General features: G+C 69.5%; 20 protein-coding genes and 5 pseudogenes. 13 read left to right on the top strand and 12 right to left on the bottom strand.

The window, feature by feature from the left end:
- Positions 1-24: 24 nt before the first annotated feature.
- The 6 genes from ABZ154_RS26370 (at position 25) to ABZ154_RS26345 (ending at position 7715) form a co-directional block, all read left to right on the top strand.
- Positions 25-609, top strand: coding sequence for a hypothetical protein (locus ABZ154_RS26370; RefSeq protein WP_356836584.1), 585 nt, complete (start codon positions 25-27; stop codon positions 607-609).
- A 329-nt stretch (positions 610-938) separates the two neighbouring features.
- Positions 939-3347: a PQQ-binding-like beta-propeller repeat protein gene (locus ABZ154_RS26365; RefSeq protein ID WP_356836582.1), complete on the top strand. Its 2409-nt coding sequence runs from the start codon at positions 939-941 to the stop codon at positions 3345-3347.
- The gene (locus tag ABZ154_RS26360; RefSeq protein ID WP_356836580.1) at positions 3344-5551 is read left to right on the top strand and encodes a PQQ-binding-like beta-propeller repeat protein; all 2208 of its coding nucleotides are present in this window, start codon (positions 3344-3346) and stop codon (positions 5549-5551) included. The genes ABZ154_RS26365 and ABZ154_RS26360 overlap by 4 nt, the downstream gene beginning before the upstream one ends.
- 173 nt (positions 5552-5724) lie before the next feature.
- Positions 5725-5850 (top strand): hypothetical protein, encoded by a 126-nt coding sequence (locus tag ABZ154_RS26355; protein WP_356836578.1) that lies wholly within the window; start codon positions 5725-5727, stop codon positions 5848-5850.
- A gap of 503 nt (positions 5851-6353) precedes the next feature.
- Complete coding sequence (locus tag ABZ154_RS26350) at positions 6354-6743, top strand: hypothetical protein (protein ID WP_344489582.1); 390 nt, start codon at positions 6354-6356, stop codon at positions 6741-6743.
- A 246-nt stretch (positions 6744-6989) separates the two neighbouring features.
- Positions 6990-7715 carry an IS701 family transposase gene (locus ABZ154_RS26345; RefSeq protein ID WP_356836576.1) on the top strand — a complete coding sequence of 242 codons (726 nt, stop codon included), beginning with the start codon at positions 6990-6992 and terminating at the stop codon, positions 7713-7715.
- A 155-nt stretch (positions 7716-7870) separates the two neighbouring features.
- On the opposite strand, the gene ABZ154_RS26340 is transcribed toward ABZ154_RS26345, so the two are convergent.
- A complete protein-coding gene (locus ABZ154_RS26340) occupies positions 7871-8524 on the bottom strand; it encodes a DUF6518 family protein (RefSeq protein WP_356836574.1) in 654 nt (217 codons plus the stop codon).
- A 1265-nt stretch (positions 8525-9789) separates the two neighbouring features.
- Here ABZ154_RS26340 and ABZ154_RS26335 point away from each other — a divergent pair.
- A complete protein-coding gene (locus ABZ154_RS26335; RefSeq protein ID WP_356836572.1) occupies positions 9790-10173 on the top strand; it encodes a DUF1330 domain-containing protein in 384 nt (127 codons plus the stop codon).
- Positions 10174-10179: 6 nt separating this feature from the next.
- On the opposite strand, the pseudogene ABZ154_RS26330 reads toward ABZ154_RS26335, so the two are convergent.
- Both ABZ154_RS26330 and ABZ154_RS26325 read right to left on the bottom strand, forming a co-directional pair.
- Positions 10180-10431 (bottom strand): annotated as a pseudogene (locus tag ABZ154_RS26330) (hypothetical protein); the annotation flags it as partial.
- Between the two features lies 1 nt (position 10432).
- The gene (locus tag ABZ154_RS26325) at positions 10433-11701 is read right to left on the bottom strand and encodes a cation:proton antiporter (RefSeq protein WP_356836570.1); all 1269 of its coding nucleotides are present in this window, start codon (positions 11699-11701) and stop codon (positions 10433-10435) included.
- Positions 11702-11839: 138 nt separating this feature from the next.
- Here ABZ154_RS26325 and ABZ154_RS26320 point away from each other — a divergent pair.
- A pseudogene (locus tag ABZ154_RS26320) lies at positions 11840-12221 on the top strand (four-helix bundle copper-binding protein).
- Positions 12222-12469: 248 nt separating this feature from the next.
- Here ABZ154_RS26320 and ABZ154_RS26315 read toward each other — a convergent pair.
- The 3 genes from ABZ154_RS26315 to ABZ154_RS26305 all read right to left on the bottom strand — a co-directional run bounded on the left by ABZ154_RS26315 (position 12470) and on the right by ABZ154_RS26305 (position 14666).
- Complete coding sequence (locus ABZ154_RS26315; protein WP_356836568.1) at positions 12470-12982, bottom strand: gluconokinase; 513 nt, start codon at positions 12980-12982, stop codon at positions 12470-12472.
- 33 nt (positions 12983-13015) lie between these two features.
- Positions 13016-13513, bottom strand: coding sequence for a YetF domain-containing protein (locus ABZ154_RS26310; protein ID WP_356836566.1), 498 nt, complete (start codon positions 13511-13513; stop codon positions 13016-13018).
- 100 nt (positions 13514-13613) lie between these two features.
- The gene (locus ABZ154_RS26305; protein WP_356836564.1) at positions 13614-14666 is read right to left on the bottom strand and encodes a glucose 1-dehydrogenase; all 1053 of its coding nucleotides are present in this window, start codon (positions 14664-14666) and stop codon (positions 13614-13616) included.
- 378 nt (positions 14667-15044) lie between these two features.
- Here ABZ154_RS26305 and ABZ154_RS26300 point away from each other — a divergent pair, with 378 nt between their 5' ends.
- Positions 15045-16277 carry a cation:proton antiporter gene (locus ABZ154_RS26300; RefSeq protein WP_356836562.1) on the top strand — a complete coding sequence of 411 codons (1233 nt, stop codon included), beginning with the start codon at positions 15045-15047 and terminating at the stop codon, positions 16275-16277.
- Between the two features lie 291 nt (positions 16278-16568).
- Here ABZ154_RS26300 and ABZ154_RS26295 read toward each other — a convergent pair.
- Together ABZ154_RS26295 and ABZ154_RS26290 are read right to left on the bottom strand one after the other, a co-directional pair.
- Positions 16569-16729, bottom strand: a pseudogene (locus tag ABZ154_RS26295) (IS5/IS1182 family transposase); the annotation flags it as partial.
- 116 nt (positions 16730-16845) lie between these two features.
- A complete protein-coding gene (locus tag ABZ154_RS26290; RefSeq protein WP_356836560.1) occupies positions 16846-17361 on the bottom strand; it encodes a nitroreductase family deazaflavin-dependent oxidoreductase in 516 nt (171 codons plus the stop codon).
- 140 nt (positions 17362-17501) lie between these two features.
- Here ABZ154_RS26290 and ABZ154_RS26285 point away from each other — a divergent pair, with 140 nt between their 5' ends.
- Both ABZ154_RS26285 and ABZ154_RS26280 read left to right on the top strand, forming a co-directional pair.
- Entirely contained in the window at positions 17502-18563 is a 1062-nt protein-coding gene (locus ABZ154_RS26285; protein WP_356836558.1) for a PP2C family protein-serine/threonine phosphatase, read from the top strand.
- 87 nt (positions 18564-18650) lie between these two features.
- Complete coding sequence (locus tag ABZ154_RS26280; protein ID WP_356836629.1) at positions 18651-19154, top strand: MarR family transcriptional regulator; 504 nt, start codon at positions 18651-18653, stop codon at positions 19152-19154.
- 936 nt (positions 19155-20090) lie between these two features.
- On the opposite strand, the pseudogene ABZ154_RS26275 reads toward ABZ154_RS26280, so the two are convergent.
- Both ABZ154_RS26275 and ABZ154_RS26270 read right to left on the bottom strand, forming a co-directional pair.
- Positions 20091-20267: pseudogene (locus ABZ154_RS26275) on the bottom strand (universal stress protein); the annotation flags it as partial.
- 21 nt (positions 20268-20288) lie between these two features.
- Positions 20289-20531 (bottom strand): hypothetical protein, encoded by a 243-nt coding sequence (locus ABZ154_RS26270; RefSeq protein ID WP_356836556.1) that lies wholly within the window; start codon positions 20529-20531, stop codon positions 20289-20291.
- 172 nt (positions 20532-20703) lie between these two features.
- On the opposite strand from ABZ154_RS26270, the pseudogene ABZ154_RS26265 reads away from it, so the two are divergent.
- Both ABZ154_RS26265 and ABZ154_RS26260 read left to right on the top strand, forming a co-directional pair.
- Positions 20704-20862, top strand: a pseudogene (locus ABZ154_RS26265) (ISL3 family transposase); the annotation flags it as partial.
- A 57-nt stretch (positions 20863-20919) separates the two neighbouring features.
- Positions 20920-21228 (top strand): DUF4259 domain-containing protein, encoded by a 309-nt coding sequence (locus ABZ154_RS26260; RefSeq protein WP_356836554.1) that lies wholly within the window; start codon positions 20920-20922, stop codon positions 21226-21228.
- A 149-nt stretch (positions 21229-21377) separates the two neighbouring features.
- Here the strand turns inward: ABZ154_RS26260 and ABZ154_RS26255 are convergent, their stop codons facing one another.
- Positions 21378-22322 carry a hypothetical protein gene (locus tag ABZ154_RS26255; protein WP_356836552.1) on the bottom strand — a complete coding sequence of 315 codons (945 nt, stop codon included), beginning with the start codon at positions 22320-22322 and terminating at the stop codon, positions 21378-21380.
- Positions 22323-22335: 13 nt separating this feature from the next.
- Positions 22336-22494 carry a hypothetical protein gene (locus ABZ154_RS26250; RefSeq protein ID WP_356836550.1) on the bottom strand — a complete coding sequence of 53 codons (159 nt, stop codon included), beginning with the start codon at positions 22492-22494 and terminating at the stop codon, positions 22336-22338.
- Between the last annotated feature and the right edge of the window lie 167 nt (positions 22495-22661).

Here is a 22661-nt window from a genome sequence, read left to right as displayed (position 1 = left end):
CCCGGGACGGAGAGAGCAGCGGATATGAGCACTCAGCGGTCCTCACCCGATGAGCCCTGGCCCGGCTGGATGGCCAGCGAGGCGGCGCGGGCCCTCTACGGGAAGCACCTGGCGCGTATCGGGCAGCTCATCCCGGCTGTGCTGTACGCGCACGTGATGGACCGCCAGGGCTTCGCGGCCGCGCACAACGCCGGCCGCCAGGACGTGGTCGACGCCCAGGTCGCCAGCGTCGCGTTGGAGTGCCGCGACGACCTCCTGGAGGCGGAGGTCGTCCTGGACGCGCTCGCCCTGTGCCACGGGCACGGCAGCTACCTGCCTCGCCCCTACCAGGAGACCAGCATCTCCGCCCCGAGAGACGTGGAGCTGCGCACCGACGCCTCGGACGTCGCCGGTGAACTCGCTCGCCGCGACCGGCAGTACGGGACCAGCACCACGGGCGACGTCCCCGCCCCGCTGGAGGACGGCTGCACCGACAACGACCGGAACGCCGTCCGCGGCTACGCGCGCCGGGAGTGGATCACCCGGCAGGAGCGCTGGCCCGGCATCCGAGGTGGCCAGCGGTTCGCCCGGCGGCTACTCGCCGCGAGTTCGGCGCACAGCGCTCCGTGACAGCGGATCAGGGCGCCCGCGACGCCCCAGACCGCATCGAGCGGGTGACCGGACACGGCGACCTGCACTGGGCCAACCTCACCGGCGACCTACTTACGGGTGCCGGGTCTACGGCGTCGACCACGACCATCCGGGCCTGGCGAGGTCCGTGCTTCCTCGCACGTGGCGGGATGTGCGCGGCGCCTGGCGGGTTTTGGCGCGCCGGCACACCGGGGGCGGTTGGGCGTGACCCTGTCGATTGACGTGGCGTCAACTGCGGGGAACCGTAGGTCGAGTTGGTGGCGTCCGCTGCCGTGGTGCGGCAACGATACTGTTGGGGGGACTGGGTGATGAGCGTGCAGCAACTGGGCAGCGGCGGGACGGGGTCGGAGGGCGTGACCGTTGCACTGCCAGCCACCATCGGACCGTACGTGGTGATGCGGGAGCTCGGCAGCGGCGGGATGGGCGTCGTATCGCTGGGTCGGATGGCGTCGGGGCGCCTGATCGCGGTCAAACAGGTACGTGAGGAGTACGCGGACGACCCCGCCTTCCGCAGCCGCTTCCGGCGTGAGGTGGCCGCGGCCCGCCGGGTCAGCGGCGTCTACACGGTGCCGGTCGTGGACGCCGACACCGAGGGCCCGCGTCCCTGGCTTGCCACCTCGTACCTGCCGGCCCCCTCGCTCGACCAGGCCGTCCGGCTCTGCGGCAGCTTCCAGGAGCCGGCGCTGCGGGCGCTGGGCACCGCCCTCACGGAAGCGCTCCAGGCCATCCACGCTGCGGGAGTGGTGCACCGCGACGTCAAGCCGGGCAACGTCCTGCTCTCCGCGGACGGCCCGCGGGTGATCGACTTCGGCATCAGCAAGGCCCTGGACTCCGGCGGCACCCGGCTGACCGGCACCGGCACCGTGATCGGCTCCCCCGCCTTCATGGCGCCCGAGCAGATCGCCTCCTCCCACGACGTGGGGCCGGAAGCGGACGTGTTCGCGCTGGCCGGTGTGCTGGTCTACGCGGCCTGCGGCGAGGGCCCGTTCGGCCCGGGCGACGAGGGCACGCTGCACCGCGTTCTGACCGCCGAGCCCGACCTGCACGGTGTGCCGCGGGCCCTGCACCCGCTGCTCTCCCACTGCCTGGACAAGACCCCGTCCCGGCGGCCCCGTCTGGAGGAGATCCTGGCCGCACTGGCACCCGCCGCCCCGGCGGACCTCCAGGTCCCGGCGCTGCGCGAGGAGTGGGCACGCCGGGCGAAGGAGGCGGAGTTACTCGCGGTGGCCCCGCCGCCTCCCAGGACGTCACCCGGCGGCCCGCAGCCGGCGCGTCCCGGCCGCCGCAGGTTCCTCATCGGCTCGCTCGCCGCACTCGGCGTCGTGGCCGCCGGTTCGGCGACCGCGGTGTACCTGACGGGCCGCTCCGAAGACTCCCAGGGCTCCTCGAACTCCCCCCAGGCGAAGGACAGCGGGAAGCCGCTGGGCCGCAAGGTCTCCACCGTCACGCTCACCGACCCGCCCGAGCCACTGTGGTCGACGCCGCTGCCGATCACCGTCACGATGCCGAAGCTGCACGCCTACGGAGGGACGCTGCTCCTCCACGAGGGCGGTTACGCGGCCGTCGCCTTCGATGCGGCCCGGGGCAAGGTGCGCTGGCAGCACGGCGGGCTCGGCAGGAAGCCCGCAGCCGGCTCCCCCGGGCCGGAGCCCCTCGGGAGCGGAGCAAGGGTCGTCGGCCCTGTTGGGGGAGGCGTCCTGGTCTCGGGCATGAGCGCCGATCTCCGCTCCGCCGGGCAGTACTACGCGGCGGTCGCCGACCCGGCCACCGGCCGGATGAGGACCAAGGTCTCCCTGGGCAGGACGGTCAGTAGCATGCTGCTCGCGGCGCACGGGACTGTGGCGTACTGCACGGTCATGAGCTTCGAGGGTGATGTCAAGCTGCCCTCGCCCGGCCAGACGCCGGAGTTCGACTACTCCCAGAAGATCGCCGCCATCGAACTGGACAGCGGGAAGGTCCGCTGGCAGAAGGACCTCACCTCCGGTTCGATCTTCGGCATGGGCTTCGCCGCTGACCGGCACGGCTTCTATTACGGCGAGGGCACCGAAGAGGGCCTGACCCTGCACGCTCTGGCCGCGGCCGACGGAAGGTCCCGGTGGTCCGTGAAGGTGCCCGCCGATCCCGACAGCAGTCTTCCGGCGGCCATGCAGGCCGGCGGAGGACAGCTCGTCTCCTCGCTCACGGCGGCCGGTGACCTGCTCCTCGCGGTGAACCTCAAGGGGGGTCTGACCGCGCACGACGCGAAGACGGGGACCCGGCGCTGGTCGGTGCCGATGACTGCGGCCTCCGCCCCGAGTGTGGTCGGCGACCTGGTCCTTACCAGCGACCTCACCCAGGTGCACGCCGTCGAACTGCGGACCGGAAAGGTGCGCTGGCGCATCGCGAGTCCGGTCAACCTCGCCCCGTCCCTCGGCTTCGGCCCCACGCTCGCCGCCACCGAGGACGTCACCGCGGTCCTGTTCACCCCCATGCAGATCGACGCGAAGGGCGGCGTCACCATGGACGCGAAGAGGGGTGCCCTCGTGCTGCGTACCGCCGATGGCAAGCAACTGTGGGCGCTCCGGGAGAATCCGGCGTCCGCGCCCTCCCCCACGCCCTCCGGCATCGGCAGCGGGGTGCCCGCGGGATACGAGGTGTGGGGCATCGCCGCCCACGGCAGCACCGTCTTCCTCGCGCATAGCGGCCGGGTCCGGGCCTACCGGGCCGACACGAGGTGACCACGCCACCGGCGGCTGAGCCCCGGCACCCCTCCGCCATCGGCCCCTTCAAGGTGGTCCGGCTGCTCGGCTCCGGCGGCATGGGCCGGGTGTATCTGGCGGCGACCAGGGCCGGACGTCCGGTGGCCGTGAAGGTCGTACGGGAGAGCTACGCCCAGGACCCGCGCTTCCGGGAGCGGTTCCGGGTGGAGACCGAGGCGGCGCTGAAGGTCAGCGGCGCCTTCACCGCGCCCGTACTGGCCGCCGACCCTGACGCCGCGCAGCCTTGGCTGGCGACGGCCTACCTGCCCGCGCCCTCCCTGAGCGAGGCGGTGAGCGTGCACGGGCCGATGGCGGACGCGACGGTACGCACGCTGGCCGCGGGCCTCGCGGAGGCGCTCACCGCCATCCACGCGGCGGGCCTGGTCCACCGCGACCTGAAGCCGTCCAACATCCTGCTCACCGACGACGGCCCCCGGGTGATCGACTTCGGCATCGCCCGCTCGGTGGGCAGCGAGAAGCTCACCGGCACCGGCCAAATTCTCGGCACCGCGGGCTACCTGCCGCCCGAGCAGATAGCCGGACGGACCACCACGGCGGCCGGTGACGTCTTCTCGCTGGGCGCCACCCTGGTCTTCGCCGCCACCGGGCGGGGCGCCTTCGGCGCGAGCGGACTGCACATCCTCCTGTACCGCACCACGTACGAGGAACCCGACCTGTCCGCGACCCCCGAGGCCCTGCGCCCGGCACTCGCCGCCTGCCTGGCGAAGGAGCCCTGGAACCGCCCCGAGGTCCCGGACCTCGCCGAGCTGTTCGGTGCCCCGCGGCCGCCGGGCACCGGCTGGCTTCCGCGAGACGTGGAGCAGGAGGTGCGACGCCGCGAGCAGGACATACGGGAGACCATCGCCCCGCTCGCCCTGGCCGCGCGCCGAGGAAGACGCCGGTTCCTCGCGGTGGCGGGCGGCACCCTCGCGGCGGCACTCACCGGCGGCTGGCTCCTGACCCGCGGGAAGTCCGCCCGCACCGCTGCGGCGCCGAAGCCGCTGTGGCGCGCGGCCCTCCCCGAGGGGTTCACCCACGTACGGCGGGCGGGCGACGGTCGGCTGCTCGTCACCGGCAGGGACGGCGCAGGCGCGGCTGTACTCGACGCGGATACCGGCACGGCGTGGTGGCAGCGCCCGCCGTACGGCACCGCCGCCACCACCTCGGCCGGGAACACCGTATACGTCATCGAGCTCGACGGTGCCCTGCACGCCCGGGACGCGCGGACCGGCGAGCAGCGCTGGCAGTTCACTCCGCCCGGCAACCCGCAGCACGACGCCACCGACCTCACCACGTACCCGGGCGACGAGGGCTGGGTGTACGTCACCTCGCAGCAGACCGGCGAGCTGTACGCCCTCGACCCGGCCGGCAGGACCCGCTGGCACCGCGCGGCACCGCGGGCCGTCGTCCATGCCCTCGGCCGGGTGGTGCTCTGCGTGACCAGGGAGGAGGGCGGCACGGACAGCCGCCGCTCGGTCCACGCCGTCGACGCCCGCACCGGCGAGCAGCTGTGGGTGTACTCTCCCGCCGTCTACGGTCTGGGCCCGAACCCCAGCACCCGCCTGGCACTGGCCCTGCGCCACGACACGGCCGATCTCGTCGCGTTGCGCGTGTCCGACGGGCGGGTCCTGTGGACGGCGCCGACCGGCTTGGACCCCGGCCAGGGCATCCAGAACGTCACCCTGGCCACCACCGCCCGGCTCAGCGCCGACGGCTTCACCGCGTTCTTCCAGCAGAGCCTCGCGAACGGCAGGTTCGCCGCGCTGAACACGGCCGACGGCAAGATCCGCTGGCGCGGGGACTCCGAGAACCTCCGGCAGCTTGTTCCGCTGGGCGGGACCCTCTTCACCGCCCCCGCACCGCCGGTCGGCACCGACCTCACCGGCGTTCGCGGCCCCCTCACGGCCTACGACCTCACCACCGGCACCCGCCAGTGGCAGACCCCCGACCTCGGCGAGGGCCTCCACCAGGTCCTGCGCACCTTCGGGGGCCTTCTCCTGCTCGGCATCACCGGTGGCGCCGACCCGGGCCTGTACGGCCATGCGCTCGCCGACGGAAAGCAGGCGTGGAAAAGGGCGCACGAGGTGGACATGCTGTCGCAGCCCTGGTCCGCGGTGAGCTCCGGGGACCGGCTATGGGTGGCCAACGCGACCGAGATCATGGGCTTCGAGGCAGGCTTCTGACAGAAGGGCCTGGGCATCACTGATCGTGTCAGAAAGAGTCGAGCGGCGCGTCTTGTGCTTGGCGATCTTGGTCGACAGAGTGTCCGGGTGGGTGCTGATCTTGTACCCGATGACCTGTAGGAGCGCATCGCTCCACTGCTCCCTCTCAGGTCCGGCTCCTGGCGGTTGCCTGCGTGGTCAGCGGGATTGTACGGCTGCTCGCGGACGACCCGGGCACCGAGATCCTGCACAGCCTGGTGACCCGGATGTGCGCCACCCTCGACCACTGTGGTGCCACCCTCGGCCACCGCCGCCGCTGAGCGTGTCGCCCTGAGACTTCACCCGTCCTGGATCATCGGGCCGCTTCGCTCGGTCCGCTGTGCGAGTCTGGCCGTGACCGTGAGTCATCTGCGTCATTCATGGTTGCCACAGGCGTATCGGCTCCGGGTTCCTCCGGCTTCGGTGACCAAACGAGTGGCTGTCTTGTCGTGGTAGCCGAGGGCCTTCGCGATGACCGGGGCCGGGATCTGGAGCACGAAGTGGCGGATCGCGGAGGTCCTGCCGCGCCGCGGCGGGATGCCGATCTCTCGCGGGTGGACAAGGTGAGCGGATGCTGCGGTTCCGGATGCGGCTGGAGTTCAAGGGGGGGCGGCCGGCGGAAGTCGGCGCCCACCGGCCTGGGCGGGATCCAGCTCGCCGCTCGGTGTGCCAGCGCCTCCACCTGGACAGTGGTCGTAGCCGGCCCGCCTCACGCCTCGGATACCGTGTTCCTCTACGGGGTGCCACACGGGATGTGACGCCCCCCTCCGGAGGTAGTCAGCGTATGAGTTCAAAGCGCAGCAAGAATCCAACCCTGCCCGTACTTGACGACGCATTTCGACTCGCGTCGGTCAAGGACGCCGAAGAGTCCACCCGTGACTTGGCCGCGCGGCTGGCCACCACCGAGCTGCGCCGCGTTTCTCACCCGGGCCGGGTCACCTGGGAGCCCACCGATCAGGCCGAGCCCGTACCGGTCCCGCCGACTGTGGTCGACGGTGACGGGGACCTGTGGCTGCGGGACCGGGGCACTGGCACCTGGACGATGCCCGAGTTCAACCCGAAGGAGTTCCCGGCCCGCTGTGGCGAGGTTCTGACGTGGAACGAGCTTGCCCGCGAGTTCGGCCCGCTCACCGGACTGGCCGACGACCGGCGCATCGGCGGCGGCCGACGCTGACCGCCCAGCCTTCTGGGATGACCGGCACCCCCTCACCAAAGGCGCGGCCCTTCCGCCCGGGGGCGACGGCATGCGTTACCTCGCCACAGGCACCACACCCCCGCCACACGCCCTGGTCACCGCTTAGCACGCCGCTGCGCGGGTCACAGGGGGGTGTGTTGCCCAGTACGGCTTGTTCATGTGTCGTTTGTGATGACCTGTCCTCTTGATCGGTCATGTCGTTGACCGGGTTTGCTGAGTGAGGAGTTGGCTGCGGTCCGGTGTGATCTGGAGGACTTCGCGGCGGAGATGTTCGAGCCGTTCGCGCGGGCGGACCAGCGGCGGTGGGGCGGGGTCTATCTGCGGGGCCTGCCGCTGGACGGCGGGCGTAAGTCGGTGGAGCCGAAGGCCGCCCGCCTGGGCGAGGAGGGGAACCGGCAGGCGCTGGCCCACTTCGTCACTTCCAGCCCGTGGGATGCGGCGCATGTGCGGGCCCGGCTGGTCTGGCGCATGCAGCCGGTCATCAACCCCACCGCGCTGGTCATCGATGACACCGGGTTCCTCAAGGACGGGACCGCCTCGGCGTGCGTGACCCGGCAGTACACCGGCACCGCGGGCAAGGTCACCAACTGCCAGGCCGGAGTCTCCTTGCACCTGGCTTCCCGCGGTGCCTCGGCGGCGGTGAACTGGCGTCTGTTCCCGCCCGGGAGCCGGGACCCCGCCTCGCCAAAGGCCGACCGTGCCCAGGTCGCCCGCCGTGACAAGTGCGCCATCCCTGCCCAGGTGGGGCATGCCGAGAAGTGGGAGCTGGCTCTCGACATGATCGACGAGACGCGGTCCTGGGGCATCGAGGTGCCCCAGGTCATCGCCGACGGCGGCTACGGGGACACCGCCGCCTTCCGGCTCGGCCTGGAGACACGCGGACTCGACTACGCGGTGGGCATCTCGACCACACCCACCGCGCAGCCCGAGGCCGAGACGGCGTCGGCATGAGCCACTACCGAGTCATCCGCGACCTGCAGACACTCCTCGCGACCTGGACCGGCGCCTGCCCCACCTGTCACGGAGACATGCCAGACCCCGCACCAACATGACCAAGCACTACTGGAACTCATCTCGGGACGAAACATCGGGCGAAAAGCGACCTCTCAGCTGGAAACCGCTTGGAGGGGCAATATGACGACCGAGTAAGCCAGGAGTGCAAAAGGCACGGCTGCCGCCAGGGTGAGGGCTCGCTCCCGGTGCGTTCGGGCCATGAGTAGCGGGATGAGCGCGAAGGCCGCGAAGCAGGCTGCCGCCTGGGGTGTGTAGTGCAGGTCCCAGGCATACATGATTCCTTCCATCCCGAAGAGTCCGGCGAGCGCGGCGAGGCCGATGACGCGGCGCCGCGCATCCTTGCCACGTTGCGACCAGTGTCCCGCGATGCCGAACAGCGGCCCCGCCACACATGCCATGGCCAGCCAGACCAGCGGGAAGACCGGCGAGCCCATGCCCTCGCGGCCGAACTCGGCATAGCCGTAGTACCCCACGACGAGTCCGGCCTCCGTGACCAGCCCGCCGACTGCGGCCTGGATCAAGGTTTTTCGGCGCGCGAGCAGGGCTCCGGCGATGAAAGCCGAGGCAGACCATATGGCACCGGAGTTGGCGAGCTGGTTCCAGGCTCCCGGAAGCCATCCTTGGGCCAGGTTGGTGAGGACTCCCAGCAGCAGTCCACCTGCTGTCGCGGCTGCCAGAGCGGCGCCCCGCCTGCTGGTGGCACTGCTGGGTTCTGTCAGTTGCTGGGGGGCGTTGGTTGTCGCCATGTCGGCCTCCGCGTCCATCGTTGGATTTGCCACTGTCGGGCTCAGCGCACTATACACATGACGTATAGACGCGATGTATAGCTACGGGGTTGCCACCCGGAACCCGCGATCCGCAGGCACAGGCCGGCCGAAGCTCAAGAGGGTTTCGGCGGCTTCGAGTTGATGGGGCAGCGATGAGCAGAGCGCCGACGGGGGCCAGGGCCTTGCTTGTGGTCGGCGCGACGGGACAAACGCACACGTGCACGGCCGGGCTCGGCAGGAGGGGATCCCGTCAGGCCGGCCGTCTCGTTTCCGGCCTTGGGGTGCAGCGGTGCAGCGGGTACTGAGGTTGGGCTCGTGTTGTCGCTTCATTGGTCAAGCAGGTTCGATGGTCAGCCGATCTCGGCGAGGCAGCCGGAAGACTGCACGCCGCGGGAGGAGCTGTGCGAGGTTCACCTCGCCCGGCTCGCCGCCCAGCGCCCGGCCGTCGCCTGATGCCCCCCGCAGCTGCCGTGCCCGGGTCGCGTTCTCCGACTCCGCCGCCAAGCGGCCGGACTCCATCACCAGCTCAGCCAAGGGCCTGCTCCGGCAGGGCCCGGGGCGCCGGTGCCCCTCCTGCCTGGCCCCGTGGCTGTCGGGCGGCTGGCCCAGGAGGCCGGTCTCGTAGCCGCGGGCGACGGCGTGGGGGAGGGTCCGGGCTCGGAGAAGGATGCGGGGACGGTTCAGCAGATGGCTCACGGTCTCCGGCCGGATCCGCAGGGTCCGGGCGATCTGGACCTGCGTACGGCCCCGGACCAGGAGGCGGAGCACGGCCAACTCGTGCTTGGTGAACAACGCCCGGATCACGTCAGGATCGGCCGGTCGATGTGCCGGTGCGTCTCCACTCCAATGCCGGCGGCATGGAGCCGGGCGGCGAACTCCTCCGCGACGACGGAGCTTTGCCGGATTGAGGAATCGATCACAAGGCGGTTGTCTTCAGCACTCGGGGGGTGCCTTATGACTTTCGTCGAGCCGGAGTTGGTGATGCGACGGCTGCTTCGGGGAGGCGTGGTCCGTGGAGGTGCCGTCGCGGAGCATGGCGAACGGGAAGCCCCGGTGACCGCGAGCGAGGGTTCGCAGCACATTGGCCACGTGACAGCACAGTACCGACTGGACGGTATGCAGCCCGTCCGGGTTCTTGTAGCCTGCTGCCCATGCCGCCCGCCCGCGCGAGCCGGCCAGCTGGTTCCAGACCCGCTGATGCGACAGGACGACGTTCCACGACACGCGACGACAAGGAGACGCCCATGGCCGTCGATCCATCCGGCGAGGCCCTCGCCGAACTGCGCGAGCAGAACTCCGCGGAGCCTGTCGTCATGCTCAACCTGCTCCGCTTCGCACCGGGCGGACACACGTCGTACGAGGAGTATTCGCGTCGCGCTGCCGAGTTCCTGCACCGGTACGGCGGCGAACTGCTGTACGCAGGCGACGGCGGCACGCCCCTCGTCGCGGAGGAGGGACAGGGGTGGGACGCCGTGCTGCTGGTCCGCTATCCCAGCCGGGACGCGTTCACCCGCATGGTGGCCGACCCGGAGTATCAGAAGATCACGCCGCTGCGGACCCGTGCGTTGAGTGAAGCCGTGCTCCAGCCCACCACCCCCTGGACCCGGCGCGGCCCTGCTGCGTCGTAGCACGACTTACGGCGTGTTCTTACGGCACCCGGACCACGGCTGCGGCTGCGGCTGTGGCTGCGAGTGGGCCTGAAGGGGCAGCCGGTAGACCTGTCGGGAGCCGCCCTCCGACCCCGGGCCTGCGGGCTCGCCGGGCCGGAAGCCGAGCCTCTCGTAGAAGACCCGGGCCCCGTTGTCCACGGCCCCGGCTGGTCGGGGCCGGGTGACTACGTGGACGGCGCCGGGCCCGGTAACGTACCGGCGCAGCGCGTCCGCCAGGTCAACCGCGGCCGTCGCTCGGTTCGCTTTCGCTGTTGTTGCGGTCGGCACCGCGGGGGGCTCTGCGGCGTGCTGTCTCTTTGTCGTCGGGGATACCGACGAGTTCCTCGACGTCGAAGATGCGGGCGATCGGTACGTCGGTGCTGCTGTGGGCCACGATGGAGAAGGCGATGGTGACGGCGATCAGAGTGAATGCCTCCTCCCCGCGAGGGATGCCGGCCTGGAGCACCAGCAATCCGTAGACCACGGACGCGAAGCCCTTGGGGCCGAACCAGGCCGCCGTGAGTTTCTCCCTGCGGTCGAAGTCGGTTCCGGCCAGCGACAGCAGGAGCGAGGCCGGGCGGATGAGGACGATGGACAGCACCGCCACCGCGTAACCGCCGAGCGGCAGGTCGCCGAAGAGGTGGGGGGTCAGCAGTGTGCCGAAGACCAGGAGCGCGGCGAACTTCGCCAGTTCGGCCAGGGCTTCGCCGAGCGGCTCGAAGGCGGTCTTGGCTTCGGGGGCGAGTGCGACGGTCACCACACCTGCGGAGAAGGCCGCCAGGTAGGGGTTGGCATGGGTGAGGTGGCAGGCCGCGTACAGGGTGATCCCGACGGCGAGCGGCAGCAGGGCCTGGAGCCGGGGTTCCGCTCCCAGCAGCCGGAAGCGGACCAGGCGGTGCACCAGGAACGGAAGCGTCACGCCGAAGAGCACCCCGAGGATGAGCTCCCCGGCGATCGAAACCACGCCGACGTCCTCGGCATGGCCTGCGGGTGCGGCGGCCGCGATGAGGATGAGGACGAACGGCAGGGCGATGCCGTCGTTGACGCCGCTTTCGATGTTGAGCAGCTGCCGCAGCCGGGCGGGGACCTCCTTACGGCCCACGATGGCGGAGGCGAAGACGGGGTCGGTCGGGGCGAGGACCGCCCCGACCAGGAAGGAGGTGGTCCAGTCGAGGCCGACGAGGAAGTGGGTCAGCAACGCGACGCCGAGGAAGGCGAGCGGCATCCCCAGGCCGAGCGCGCGTGCCGGGTTGCGCCAGGAGCGTCGCAGGGCCGGTACGGAGACGTGCATGCCGTCGGTGAACAGCACCGCGAAGAGGGCCAGGTCGGCGGTGACCCTGACGATGTCGCTGTCCGGTGTGATGTGGATCAGGCCGAGGAAGCCGTCGCTGACGACCGCGCCTCCCAGCAGGAACAGCAGGGAGGTGGACAGCACCGACCTGGCGGCCAGTCCGGACAGCAGCACGGCCACCAGGAGTGCCACTCCGAAGACCATGACAAGTACCACGTGACGCGCTCCCTGCTGTCGATCGACCGCCGCCGATGACCGGTGCCAGTCCGGCGGACGCCCTTGCGAGGTCCGCAAGGACACAACCCTTGGGCCCCTGCCCGCCCAGGCTCAGGCCACTCGTACGAGCCCGCACGGATCGACTCGCCCTCGACGCCGCTCCGCGATGCCCTGGCTGCACGTATCGAAGCGTGCGTGACCTGCTCCCAGACGTGTACGGCGTGTGCGGACGCCGCTCTGGCCGAGGGCATGGTCGCCGAGTTGACCAAGTGCATCCGCACAGACCTGGACTGTGCCGACGTCTGCGCCGCCACGGCTGCGGTCCTGTCCCGTCGCACGGACTACGACGCCACCGTCACCCGGGCAGTACTCCAGGCGTGCGCCGCGATCTGCAAGACGTGTGCCGACAAGTGCGACGGCCACGCCGAGAGCCGAGATGCACGAGCACTGCCGGGTCTGCGCCGAAGCGTGCCGCCGATGCGAGCCGGCGTGCAACGCACTTCTGGCGGGCCTGGGCTGATGACAGCAGGGGTCAGACAGCGAAGGACGCCGGTCGGCGGATCCGCGTACCAAGGCCGGACGCCTGCGCCCCCCTACTGGCGCCGCCTGCGCCCCGATCTCACCCCCGACCACCCTGGCTGAGTTGCGCTGCGCCCGCAGCCGACGCGGGCTGCCGAGTGCTACCTCGCGTGCGTCAGCGAATCCTGCCCTCGCCGTCCGTGCCGGGGCCGGGAGCCGGCGGGACGCCGGGGCCGGCCGGTCGAAGCGTCAGCGGTCGCGGACGGCGACGAGCGCGGAGTGCGTCGTCTCCTCCACCGTGCCGCTGATGGGAACGATCGCTCCTCGCTCCTCGTCGGTGAGTGGCTCCAGCGCGTCCAGTTGGGACCGGAGAAGCTCCAAGGGCATGAAATGTCCTCGCCGGGCAGCCATGCGCTCGGCGATGAGCTCGGCCGGGCCGTCCAGGTGGACGAAGAACACCCGTGGCGCCGCCGAGACGAGACGGTCGCGGTAGGGCCGCTTCAGAGCCGAGCAGGTGATGACTCCTCCGTCAGGGGCGTGCTCTCGGAGCCACCCGGCGATGACGTCGAGCCAGGGACGCCGGTCCTCGTCACTGAGGGCGATCCCCGCACGCATCTTGGCCACGTTTTCCGGGGGGTGAAAATCGTCGGCCTCAGCGAACAGCACGCCCAGCGACCCCGCCAGGGACTGGCCCACCGTGGTCTTGCCGGACCCTGACACACCCATCACCACGACCAACGGAGCGTTCCCATTCTGCGCCATCGCATCAGGCTAACGCGGCGCGGCCCGCGGGGCTCAGGGCCGGTCGGCGACGTCGGCGCGGGCCTGCGCCCGGTCCGCGTTGGCCAAGGCACTCCCGGAGCCGCGCTGAGAACGAGGGATCACGCTGAAGGTGCCGTCCGTCTCCAGCACCACCGCGTGCACCAGCTCCAGCCCTCCGGTCCCCTGCGTACGGACCGCCTGGTGCACTTCGTCCACCGTGACCCGCTGGCGTCGCAGCGCGTCGTGCAGCACCCGGCCGTCGCACAGCAGCAGTGTCGGTTCGGCCTTGACCAGTCGCCGTACGTGCCGGAAACGGACCGAGGCCCAGGCGGTGACGAATTGCAACGCGACCAGGGAGCCGAGCGCGAGGGCTCCCTCCGCCAGCGCCACCTGACGGTTGAGCAGGATGGTGGCCAAGGTCGATCCCAGGGCGACCGTGACCGCCAGGTCGAAGGCGTTCATCTTCGACAGGGTCCGTTTGCCCGACAGGCGTACTGCGGTGATCAACAGAAAGTAGGCGAGCCCTGCCATGGCTGGGACACGGAGCAGTTCATTCCAGGAGTCGTAGAACACAGGCTGACGGGTACCCCGCGGGTTGGGTTCCCCAACCAGGAGATCGGCGGCCGGGCTCTCACCCCTCCAGGTCGATGACCACCTTGACGTCGTCCGGCCGGGACTCCAGCGCCTCGGCAGCGCGTTCGAGGGGGACTCGCCTGGTGATCAGCCGTTCCAGCCAACTCCTGTCCGCCCGCGCCAGAGCGGCGGCGGCCTGCCGGAAGTGGCGCTGGTTGGCGTTGACGGAGCCCACCACGGCGTCGTTCTGCAGCACCATTTCCCGGTTGATGGTGCCGGCGTCCGCGGTGATGCGACGGCCGGCGGGCGAGACACCGGTCAGGCACACCACCCCGTACGAGGCGGTTCCGGTCAGCGAGGCGAAGACCAGGGTGCTGGCTCCGGTCGCTTCGACGATGACGTCCGGGCAGACGTCCTCGATCACCCGCTCCGCGTCGTCGGTGTGGTAGGCGGCGCCGAGATCGCGGACCAGCGAGGGTTTGGGGCCGTCGCTCACGCGGTCCAGAACGTGCACCTCCAGCCCTCGCTGAACGCCGAGGAGGGCGGCAAGCAGTCCGATCGGTCCCGCCCCCGTGACGAGGACCCTACGCGGCTCGAACCAGGAGCGCCCCCCGACTCGGTCCACCTGCTCCCAGGCCTTCGCTACCACCGAGGCGGGCTCCATGAGTACGCCGACGCTTGCCAGGTGGGGCTCCAATCGCACGGCGTAGTCGGGCTCCACACACCACGCCTGGGCACCGAAGCCGTCGAGCTCCTTGATTCCGCGTTCGGTGTAGCGTCCGTTGCGGCACATGTCGAACTCCTGCCGGACGCAGGCGCCGCAGGGCACGGGGTCGGGTCGGCGCACCACCCCGGCCACCAGGTCACCGGTCGAGAAGCCGCTGCCCGACGGGGCCCGCTCGACCCTGCCGAGCGACTCGTGGCCGAGGATCAGCCAGTCCCGGCCCAAGGGCGCCTTTCCGTACTGGCCTCCGGTGATCTCACGGTCCGTCCCGCAGACGCCCATGGCCAGGCCGCGTACCAGCAGCTCTCCGTCGGCCGGGGACGGGTCCGGCAGCTCCCGCACGTCGAGGCAGTCCTGTCGGCCAGGCTTCACGGTCAGTGCGCGCACGGGTGTGCCGCCTTTCTCACGGTCGTGCCGGTATCGGTTCGCGGCGGGCGATGACGACCGTGGGGCGGTGCCGTCCTGCCGACGCCAGGTGGGCCGTCGGTGCCCGCGGGCCCGACGGCGGCGAGGAGGCCGAGCGGAACGCCCAGTGCTACGTATACCTGCCTGGTCGACCGGTAAGCCTCCCAACGCGCCGGGAGAACCGGCGCACGACGCCTAGACCATGAAGGGGGAGCTGCGGCCCGGGTGGAAAGACACCGGCCCGGGCCCGGCAAGGTGGAAAGACACGCGATCACCCGGTCACCGATGCGGAGCTCGGCCGTTGGAGGTATTAGGCCGCCAGGAGGGCATTCCACCACCGGATCGGGTAGTTGCTCCGTCATGCTCGATGTTCTGCTGACCGTGGTCGGTTCCTTGGCCCTCGTCGTCGCCGCCCTCTCCCGGTGGGTCCAGCGTGCGCCGCTGAGCGCGCCGCTCCTGGCTCTGGTGACGGGCATCGCTTTCGGCCCCGAGGTGCTGGGGGTCCTCGACCTGCCCACCGTGCTGGAGGGGCACGAGGAACTCCACGAGTTCTCACGTCTGCTCCTGGCGATCTCGGTTATGGCCGTGGCCCTGCGCTACAGGTTCCGTGATGTGCGCGCGCTGACGCGGCCGGCGACCGTCCTGCTGATCGGGGCCATGGCCGCCATGGCCGTGGTTACGACCGCGGTGTCGGCCGCCGCTCTGGGCATCGGCTTGGGCGCGGCGGCGCTCCTGGGCGCGGCCCTGTGCCCCACCGACCCGGTGCTCGCCTCCAGCGTGGTCTCCGGCGAGCCGGCGGAGAAGAGCGTCTCCCCCCGTACCCGGCGGCTGGCCTCCCTGGAGTCGGGGGCCAATGACGGTCTCGCCCTTCCCCTCGTGCTCGTCGCCGTCGCGATCGCCGGACCGTCGGGGGGCGGGGAAGCACTGCTGGAGTCGCTCCGGCAGGTCCTGGGCGCCGCTGTCCTCGGAGTCGTGGCCGGGTGGCTGGGCGGCAAGGTGCTGTCCGTCGCCGAGCGGCACCGGACCATGCAGTCCGGTCCGCTGTTGGTCTACACCCTTCTCCTCGCCCTGCTGGTGCTGGGCGCTTCCGGGCTGCTGCACGTCGACGGCGTCCTGGCGGTCTTCGTCGCTGGCCTGGCCTTCAACGCGACCAGTTCCTGGGAGGAGCGGAGGGATGAGAACAAGATCGACGAGGCGGTCAACCGGTTCATCGTCCTGCCGTTGTTCGTCGCACTCGGCGCCATGATCCCCTGGCGCGAATGGGGCGAGCTGGGCTGGTGGCGAGGTCTGCTCCTGATCCTGGGCACGCTGCTGCTGCGCCGTCTCCCTGTACTGCTCGCCCTCAAACGCCCACTCTCGCTGACCTGGCGGGACGCACTCTTCCTCGGCTGGTTCGGGCCCATTGGCGTCTCGGCCCTGTTCTACCTGACCATGGAGGCCCATCGGCTCGGCATCAATCCGACCGTAATGGCGGCGGGAACTCTGGTCGTCGTGGCCAGCACCGTCGCCCACGGCGTCACCACCGCGCCCGGCCTCGCCCTCTACCGCTGGATGAGCGGGCGGGCCCAGGACGAGAGAGGCGCAGATCAGTGAGAGCTCGCCCCGGCGACTCTTACGTCTCGGCGAACGAACTCCCAGAGCCTCGCGTCCCTGAGCTCCTCCGCATGGCCGCACGGCTGCGACGTTGGCCAGGGAGACCCGTACGGAACGAACGAAGCTTCCTATAGAGGGGTTCTCGACCAGGACCACCTCACGGCGCTGGTGATTCGGTTCGCAGGGTGCCGTCCCAGATGGCGAACGCCTTCTTCCGGATCTCCACATTGCCGCGGACAGAAACAGGACGCTGGCGACCGATGTGCCGGCAGCTTCACGTATTGAAGTGACAGTCGCGATTCCGACGCCGAATCCGGCGGCTGGGCGTAGGTGTCAGCGCACCGAAGGTAGGCCAGAGTGACCAGAGCCTGACGCGAGGTGGAGAAGCGCCGCCAGCGCGTCCCGATCCCCCGTCGCCGCCTGGTCTTCAGTTGCCCGGTCAGGAATGGCAAGGTGCGGCTGGACTGTCCGAGGACGAGTAGCCGAGCACACGAGGCTTCTGGCGGACAAAGGCCGTTCCATCGTCGCGAACCTGGGGAACGCTCGTGTCGCCGCCAGCCTCTTCTGTTCACGGCAAGTGCTGCCCCAGGGCCGCTTCGAGACGAACGAAGGGTATGCGCAGGCCGGCCGGCCGATAGGAGTGCGGACTGCCATCGGGGACCTGCACTTTCATGAACGCGCACAGTCGGCGGACTGCACGGGGATGAGAGCGGGCGTATCGGGCCATGAGTTCACCGCCCTCGTCGGCGCTCGGGAAGTGCGCGGTGACGGCGTAGTGACGGTTGCCGACCTGGATGGTGGTCTTCGGCGCTGCTTGCAGGTTCCGGTACCAGGCTGCGGCGGGCCCGAAACCGGAGGCCAGAATCCAGGTTCCCCGCTCGGGGTCGTGCGCGACGACCGCCAGAACCGCGTACCGGTCGAGACCGCTGTGCCGACCGGTGTGGCGCAGAAGCAGGAGCCTTCGGCCGAGAGCCGGGCCGAGGCCGACACGGTAGAAAGCTATGGGCAGTCGAGCGAGGCGTCGCCTCCAGCCACGGGGCAGGCGAGGACGCCGGGGCTCACCATGTGCCTGCGTCACAGCCATGCCTCCTGGGAGCGCGGAAGGGAACCGATCGCATAACAGAGGTGTGGCCCAACCCTTAGTCTAGGAAATCTTTGCATAATCTAAAGCTTAGGGGCAGCCCGGCTGAGTCGGGCAGAAGCCATCGCACTGCTGGGAGCATCATGATTACTGCAAAGCGTCGAGGCGATCCGGTGGTGCTTTCCTGGCTTCCGATCGTGGTGATGGCCGTGGTGGCTGCCATGGACCTCACGGCCGGACCGCAGGCAGGTTTCCTTCCCCTCGTCTCGCTCGGTCCTGCCTTCGCCGGGTTGATCGGCACTTGGCGGCGCACCGTGCTCATCGGCTGCGCGGCGTTGCTGCTGTGCGCCGGCCTGGGAATGTATGACGGCCTTTTCGACACCCGACGTGGCTACACGGCCATGGCGTCGGTCGCCGGAGTGACTCTGGCCGGCGCCTTGGCGGCGGGCACACGCATGCGGCGCGAAGCGGAGCTGGCCAGCGTGCGCTCCATCGCCGAGGTGGCCCAGCGCGTACTGCAGCGTCCCGTACCGCGCCAGGTCGGCCCTCTTGAGGTTGCGGCTTCCTACACCTCGGCGGTTGCCGAGTCACGTATCGGCGGTGACTTGTACGAGGTCGTGGTGTCGCCGTACGGCGTGCGCGTCATCGTCGGGGATGTCCAGGGCAAAGGGCTCGCCGCGGTGGAGACAGCGGCCCTGGTTCTGGGTGTCTTCCGTGAAGCGGCGCACGATGAGCCCGACCTGGCCGCCATCGCCGCGCGGCTGGAGCGCACGGTGGCCCGCGAGGCGGACGGGGAGAAGTTCGTGACCGCCATCCTCGCCGAGATACACACCGATGAGAAGGCCATTGCCTTCCTGAACTGCGGCCACCCGGCCCCGATGATCATCCGCGCAGACGGCTCCGTCCACATCCCGCCCCCATCCGTCTACGCACTGCCCATCGGGATGGGCTCACTCGGAGGTGCCCCACCCGAGCCCTACCGCGTCGACTTCGGCCCAGGCGAACAACTCCTCCTCTACACGGATGGAGTGACCGAAGCGCGGGACGCAGACGGCGCCTTCTACCCGCTGGAGGAACGAGCCGGATTTCTCGACATCTCCGACCCTGACGCAGCGCTCGAAGCGCTGCGCACGGATATCGTCCGGCACGCCAGCGGGCCACACGACGATGCTGCCATGCTTCTGCTCCGCTACCGCCGTGAGTGAAACGTCAGCACCAGAAGAGAAGGTCGAGCGTGACCAGGAACGAGGTAGAAAGGCGCCATGGCCAGGGACATAGCTCCGCCGGAGCGCATGAATGATGTGGATGCGGTAACCCAGGCCGTGCTGACTGCCTCTCGGCTGCTGGTCGCGGTATCGGCGCGCTCGCTGGCACAAGTCGAAGAGCGCGTCACCCTGCCGCAGTTCCGGATGCTGGTGGTGCTCTCCACTCGCGGAACCGCCAAACTCGTGGCGTTGGCAGAGCTACTGCAGGTTGCGCCTTCGACGGCAATGCGCATGGTCGACCGGCTGATCGCAGCAGGGCTCGCCGACCGGAAGACCAACCCGGAAAACCGCCGCGAGACACTCCTCCGACTCACCGACGAAGGACACCGCACAGTCGAGAACGTCACCGCACGCCGGCGCGAGGAAATCACGTCGATCGTTCAGCGGCTCGCTCCGCACCAGCGAACAGCCCTCATCAACGCGCTCACCGACTTCAACGAAGCAGGCGGCGAGCCGTCGGCACCGCTGCTGGACGAAACCACCGGACCACACCCAGCAGTGCTGGGCCTCCATCCCTCACATTCCTGGTGACGGTCGCCTTCTGCATCGGGGGGCTGCACTGTTGGGCATCGCCCTGATAGCGACGTTCAGCCCGCCGGTCGGCCGGGAAATCGTCCGGCGAGCCAGCCCATCGGTGTCCTGTCTCGCGACGTCGGGGACCGTCTCCCGGGTGGGCACCGCGCTCCACAACGATTCGCCGTAAGAGCGGATGAGCCTCGCGTACAGCAACGCCGTGGACGGTGTCGCGGCGCAGCCCCCAGCCCCCGGCGCCTTTCTGCGGAGAGTCAATCTCGAACACCGGTCGGGCTGATTCGCTGAGGCGCTGACGGCGGGCATCACGACGTCCCGTAGACGTTCCCGGGCGAAGAGCACGGCGCCGAACAGGGACTCGCCCCATCCGGTGCGGTCGGCGAGGGTAGCGCCCTACTTCCGGGGCGATGACCAGATCGTCGGCCAAGGGCCCAAGAACCCAGTCGTAAGGGTCCTCGGAATCAGCCGAGGTAGTTCTCGGGGTGCGTCGGCTTCTGCAGTATCCAGGAGCGGCCCGAACAGCCTGACGGGAGAGGCGGGAAACGGTGCCCCTTCACATCAGTGCTCCAATGGTGTTCCCCGCCGCAGTCGCACTTGTAGATCCCGCTGGCGGGCACGATCTCACCAGGGTGCCAGCTCACCGTCTCATCGCTCATGCTCCCTGCCTACGACCCAGCCTCGCGTCACGCAACCTGAAAGCGCCTCTCCGTCGGGCGCGGCTGTGCCCGCTGACCAGTGCGGACGCGGCACGGTTCCTATCCCTGCTGACGCCACTGGGTTCGGCCAGTTGGCCGGGACCGTCGAAAACGAAGCGCCGATCGCTCACTATTTCGCTGACTGACTTCACGCCTAGCGAGTCGTGCCCCGCCGGACGCCGGCCGTTCACATAGTGGGGAGAATCTCCAGCGCGTGGGTGTCGGTGAGTTCGGCATCGTCTCAGCTCTCTGCATGGCCTGGGTGCGTGGCCGAAACCACGGCTACCGGGCACAGGGCGGTATGCAGCACCTTGCCGCTCACCGAGCCGAGCAGCAACCTTCTCAGCCCGGTGCGTCCATGGGAGGCGACCACCAGCAGATTTGTGTGCCGGGAGGCATCCAGCAGAGCCTGTGCGGGTTGGTGCCGCTTGACGCGCCCTCATAGGTCCAGGCCGGGGTGGTGAGACCGGTAAGGGGCCAGCAACTTCTCCAGCCCCTCCTGCGTGCTGCTGGAGACCGCCTCGTCGTCCATGAGCGCAGGTCCAGTGGGGCCGGTACCCAAAAGCTCTGGTCGGGTGGCCACATAGACCACCTCAAGCGCAGCGCTACGGGCCTCCGCCGCCTCCAGCGCGAAGTCCATCAGACCGGACGGGAGAGCGTCCACATCGACGTCTACCACCACTCGGTTCTCCTTCGGCTCCTCACGCTCTCCCGGCCTCACCACGAGCACCGGATGAAAGCACTCTGCGTCACCACCGAAAGTGAGACAGGGCCGCTCGTTTGACAGACCCCTCCCCGGGTGGATAGAGGCAGTCTGAGCTGACGACCTGCCCAGTCTGCACACCCTCACGAACGGCCTCGAACGCGACCTCGCGGCCGTCACCGCGGGTCTGACCCTTCCCTGGAGCTCAGGCGTAGTGGAAGGCCACGTCAACCGCATCAGAATGATCAAACGCCAGATGTACGAATGCGCCGGCTTCAAGCTCCTACGCAAGCGGGTACTGCTTACTTCGTGCCCTCGCTGTCGGTGGCCAGTGCGAGGACCCCAGACGGCTACACGAGGAGATCACGTGGGTACCTGGGACGTCGGCCCCTTTGACAACGACACCGCCGCCGACTTCGCCCGCGACCTGGACGAGGTAGCCGCAGAGGAACGCGAGCCCATGATCCGCAGCGTGCTCAAACGCGTCGCCGACCCTGCGGACTACTCGGACGCCCCCGACGCCGAGCGAGCCGTGGGCGCGGCAGCCCTGGTTGTCGCACAGCACCCTCACGGCGAGCCAGCGCCAAACGGCGCCAAGACATCACCCGCCTCCGCGACGACCTTGCCGCTCCGATCCCGCCGCAAGAGGAAGCCCTCTTCGCGATCTAACCGGTGACCCACAGTCACGAACCACAGAACTTGAGCCAGAAGCCGAAGTCATCGATATCCGACGCGGGCGGCGCCTCCCGAACTGTCCGAGGAACGCTGCTCCTCGTCATCGACAGAGCGAGCCGGGAGTCTGCCGCCCTTTGAGGCGGCGTTACGTCAGGAGCGGTTCAGCTCGTACAGTTTCCGTCCGGTCGAGGAGTAGACGAGTGCGTGGTCGGTGCCGTCGAACCGGACTTTGTACGCTGCCTCGTTGGGGCTCTGTACGACCGTAAGTGTGTGCTGCCCGGCTTCGTCCGGCTGTGTGGACAGGCTGCATCGCATCGGGCCGCCGATGTCGAGTGGCTTTCCGTTGTTGTAGTAGAACCCTGTGCACTGTCCGTCGTCGCCGAACGTCTTGATCCCGGTGTCGTCACTCGATGTCCACGAGCCCGCCAGGGGCGGCGAGCCGGTCGCGTCATCGGAGGAGTCGCCACCGCCTGCCCAGATGAAGAGGCCGGTGATGAGTCCCAGTAGGGCGATGGCCCCGAGGGCCGTCCACACCTTGTTGCGCTCGGCCGCGTGGATGATGTTGGTGATGACACTGTTGTCGACCTTGGTGTTGACCTTGTTGTTGTCCCCCGTCACGTTTGTCGCGTTGGCTCCGCTGTAGTTCGGCCCTCTCGAGCGGTCGTTGTCACCCTTGTTCTCCAGCGCCTCCCGAAGCGCTGCCGCGAGGTGGTGGTCACGGTCGACCGCGGCCTTGACCGCGTTCTCCGCATCCGCGCGTGTCGTAGAAGATGCTTCTCCCTGCTCCTCGGATTCGGCTAGCAGCCGCCGGATCGCGGGGTCACCGCCCAGCTTGGTCACGATGAGCTCGCGGACGCGTTCCGCGGCTGCATCCAAAGCCTGATCGGTGAGTCCGTTGAACTGCACGCCGACGCGACGGGACTTTCCTGCGGCCCATACGACCAGCATTCCGACCGTCGCGGAGATCAAGTCCATGGTGCGCTTCTTTCTGTCAGCTGCCCTGATGCCAGTGAGCTTGTCGTGGGCAGGTGAGATCCCGCCGCGCTGGAACGGCCCGGCCCTTGACGGAGGTCCGGAGAGCGCCGTCCCGACCATGGCGGGGGCGGACCTACCGGCCGCGTTCCCGGTCGCTGATCTTCTTGCCCATGGCGACGCCCCCTACGCCGACCATGGCCAGCACACCGTAGGTGAGGAACAGGACCATGCTGGTGGTCCCCTGGCGCAACAGGAAGGCCATGACCAGGAACAGAACAACCCCGGCGGCCATCAATGCTTTTCCGTTGCCCATGCCGTACCCGTTCTATCGGCACCTCTCGCCCTCGAAGCCGAGGCGCAGGGAAAGCTAGTGTCCTGAGTCGTTAATCCGTGTGCAGTATGCGGCGAGGGTGTCGAGGATGTCGTCGGCGGTCTTCGTCCAGACGAACGGCTTGGGGT

Origin of the sequence: Streptomyces sp. NPDC006261 (assembly GCF_040613515.1) — a bacterium.
Taxonomy (GTDB): Bacteria; Actinomycetota; Actinomycetes; order Streptomycetales; family Streptomycetaceae; genus Streptomyces.
This window is presented reverse-complemented; position numbering and strand designations above follow the sequence as displayed.

Excerpts from the sequence above, each read along its gene's own strand:
- ABZ154_RS26370 (WP_356836584.1), top strand. The coding sequence starts at position 25 with ATGAGCACTCAGCGGTCCTCACCCGATGAGCCCTGGCCCGGCTGGATG.
- ABZ154_RS26365 (WP_356836582.1), top strand. The coding sequence starts at position 939 with ATGAGCGTGCAGCAACTGGGCAGCGGCGGGACGGGGTCGGAGGGCGTG.
- ABZ154_RS26350 (WP_344489582.1), top strand. The coding sequence starts at position 6,354 with ATGAGTTCAAAGCGCAGCAAGAATCCAACCCTGCCCGTACTTGACGAC.
- ABZ154_RS26340 (WP_356836574.1), bottom strand. The coding sequence starts at position 8,524 with ATGGCGACAACCAACGCCCCCCAGCAACTGACAGAACCCAGCAGTGCC.
- ABZ154_RS26335 (WP_356836572.1), top strand. The coding sequence starts at position 9,790 with ATGGCCGTCGATCCATCCGGCGAGGCCCTCGCCGAACTGCGCGAGCAG.
- ABZ154_RS26315 (WP_356836568.1), bottom strand. The coding sequence starts at position 12,982 with ATGGCGCAGAATGGGAACGCTCCGTTGGTCGTGGTGATGGGTGTGTCA.
- ABZ154_RS26310 (WP_356836566.1), bottom strand. The coding sequence starts at position 13,513 with ATGGCAGGGCTCGCCTACTTTCTGTTGATCACCGCAGTACGCCTGTCG.
- ABZ154_RS26300 (WP_356836562.1), top strand. The coding sequence starts at position 15,045 with ATGCTCGATGTTCTGCTGACCGTGGTCGGTTCCTTGGCCCTCGTCGTC.
- ABZ154_RS26290 (WP_356836560.1), bottom strand. The coding sequence starts at position 17,361 with ATGGCTGTGACGCAGGCACATGGTGAGCCCCGGCGTCCTCGCCTGCCC.
- ABZ154_RS26285 (WP_356836558.1), top strand. The coding sequence starts at position 17,502 with ATGATTACTGCAAAGCGTCGAGGCGATCCGGTGGTGCTTTCCTGGCTT.
- ABZ154_RS26280 (WP_356836629.1), top strand. The coding sequence starts at position 18,651 with ATGAATGATGTGGATGCGGTAACCCAGGCCGTGCTGACTGCCTCTCGG.
- ABZ154_RS26255 (WP_356836552.1), bottom strand. The coding sequence starts at position 22,322 with ATGGTCGGGACGGCGCTCTCCGGACCTCCGTCAAGGGCCGGGCCGTTC.
- ABZ154_RS26250 (WP_356836550.1), bottom strand. The coding sequence starts at position 22,494 with ATGGCCGCCGGGGTTGTTCTGTTCCTGGTCATGGCCTTCCTGTTGCGC.